This is a genomic window from Paenibacillus popilliae ATCC 14706 (assembly GCF_000315235.1).
GTDB lineage: Bacteria > Bacillota > Bacilli > Paenibacillales > Paenibacillaceae > Paenibacillus_B > Paenibacillus_B popilliae.
The window spans coordinates 1-2,305 of the sequence record NZ_BALG01000272.1 but is presented as its reverse complement, the minus strand read 5'-3'; the positions used below and the strand labels follow the sequence as shown (position 1 = coordinate 2,305).

Annotated in this window: 3 protein-coding genes; 1 reads left to right on the top strand and 2 read right to left on the bottom strand. The window is 45.3% G+C overall.

Going from position 1 to position 2,305, the window contains the following annotated elements; all coding sequences use genetic code 11:
* Window positions 1-913: S-layer homology domain-containing protein (locus PPOP_RS15995; RefSeq protein WP_006287644.1), on the top strand; the 913-nt coding region annotated here is incomplete at its 5' end.
* 139 nt (window positions 914-1,052) lie between these two features.
* Here PPOP_RS15995 and PPOP_RS15990 read toward each other — a convergent pair.
* The gene (locus PPOP_RS15990; RefSeq protein ID WP_006287643.1) at window positions 1,053-1,541 is read right to left on the bottom strand and encodes a hypothetical protein; all 489 of its coding nucleotides are present in this window, start codon (window positions 1,539-1,541) and stop codon (window positions 1,053-1,055) included.
* A 5-nt stretch (window positions 1,542-1,546) separates the two neighbouring features.
* Entirely contained in the window at window positions 1,547-2,056 is a 510-nt protein-coding gene (locus PPOP_RS15985) for a hypothetical protein (protein WP_006287642.1), read from the bottom strand.
* Window positions 2,057-2,305: the final 249 nt, after the last annotated feature.

Below are 2,305 nucleotides of genomic sequence, written 5' to 3'. Positions count from 1 at the left end.
AAACGACCGCGGTCAAAAAAAGCAAGACTTGCACATGTGCCGCGAGTCGCGCATGCCAGCCGTATTGACGGAAAACCTATTTGTCGATGTTGCTGCTGATGCGGCCAGATTAAAGCGGCCAGAAGTCATTGAGGCGATTATCTCCGGCCATGTTGCCGGGGTAGCTAAGTATCTGAAGCTGCAGCGGAAACAAGCGCACAATCCCAAGTCACCAGCCAAGGCGACAAACATCCTGGGCAAGGCGTCGGCAACGGTCGAGCAGGCGAAAGCGTGGGCACGGAGGCATAAGGCACCGGATGAGTTTATCAAGCTTGCCGACTTGTATTGGTCGTTAGCCCCGATGCACGGTGTCGACCCGGCTGTTGCGTATGTGCAGTTTGGGCATGAGACAGGCTATCTCTATCGAGACGGGCACAGCGCCGCTTGCATCGACGCCACCTACTGCAACCCATGCGGACTCAAAATCACCGCTGGTGGCGGGGATACTCAGGCATCGGCGCATAAACGATTTGATGACTGGCGCGCGGGCATCAAAGCCCACCTTGACCATTTGGCCTTATACGCTGGTGCGAGCGGATACCCATTGGCCAACACTCCGGATCCGCGTCATTTTGCTCACTTGCATGGCACCGCTAAAACTGTGGAGGCTTTGGGCGGCAAATGGGCACCGTCTCCAACATATGGCACGGGGCTTGTGGACGAGCTGTCAAAGCTGCGCAAAATGCAGGCGCCTAAGCAACCAGACAAGTCGGCCCTGGATTACGACGGCCATTGGGCCGAGGCGTCTATTCAACGGGTGATGGATGCTGGAATTATGGGTGGTCGTAACACTGGATTTGCGCCGAATGAGCAGATTACACGGGCTGAGATGGCAGTGGTAGTTGATCGGATGTTGAAGCAACTGGGGAAATAATGGTCTGAGTCGCAACCACGCTCTAGACGATAAGGAGCCACAGGGTAGCGGTGGCGGAGGCTGTTGGGGCGGAAAGGAAAGAGAGGTTGTCATTAGTATGTAAAGTAAAAAGCCCCGCCTTAAAAAGAATGGCGGGGCTTTACATGAAGGCCTTCATTGCCGCAACTAAAGCTGCAATTGTGCCTATTATAGTAATAACAGTTGTTATGTTGAATCTTCCTTGTTCGGTTTTTTTATCGAACTCCTCCTTGGTAATTAAAGTATCCAATTTAGAGTTGATTGCTTGGAGGGTCTTATCGGATTGCTCGAAGCGGATCTTTATCTCAGTTTCAAGTTTAGCTACATTAATGCTTAAACCGTGAACATTTTTATTAATATCCTCTAATTTTTGCCCCATTTTTGTAACGTCGTCTCTCATTTCTCCACCCTCCATCCCAATAGCTAATTGATCTATAGACCGTTTAACCTCTTGTATAGAATAATCAAACTGACGCATGTAATCCTCAAACATATTATACCGTGGATTTACAGCTTGAGAAAGGGGGCGATGTTTAGCTTTATTCATTTTCAATGCATCATTTTCAATTAAGCGTAAAACTTCAGATGATTTTACTTTTTTAGCACCCACGATTATCACTCATTTTCGTCATTATTTATTATTCCCTTTAATAACCTGATAATAGTGTTTATATCATTCTCGTCCACTTCCAAATCTAGATTTACCCCATCCATCCTAATAAACCTGATTAATGTTTTTCCATATGGATGATCGCTACTTTTAGCTATGCTATATAGCTTTAACGGGGTAGTTCTACCAGCCCAAAATTGATAAACCAAATCTTTCGTAACTGTGTGAAACGTAGAAAGGTCTCTAAAAAAACTATCCGGTAAATCGTCAGGCCACACAATTTCTTCGCTGTGTAAATATCGTGATGTAAATTCAAAAACTAATCCGGTCAGCGAATTACCTAAGATCATTTCAATGGTACGATCAAGTTCGTCATAACAATGCGGCCAATCAGGACGATTTAGAAAGACTGGTATTAATGAGTAGACTTGTGAAAATATCGTACGGTCTCTTTTGTAGTTATCAATAGTTTCTCCAATATAATCAATTGCTAAGTCCCCATTTTCGAATGCCATTACTACACTCCTCTTGTGAAAATATTGGCCATATGTCATTGGAACTATTTTACTACTAGAGATGAAGGGAATGCAAGACTGAAGAGAGGAGAGAGGAATTACGCCTGGCTCCCAAATAAAAAATGGCCCGCCCTGTTACACATCATTGCAAAACCATGAGAGGTGCGGGCGGGGTCTGTTGCTGAAGGACATGGAGCATGAGTCTATGTCCTATTTTATATTAAACTATAAAGATGGTGTTAAGATTGT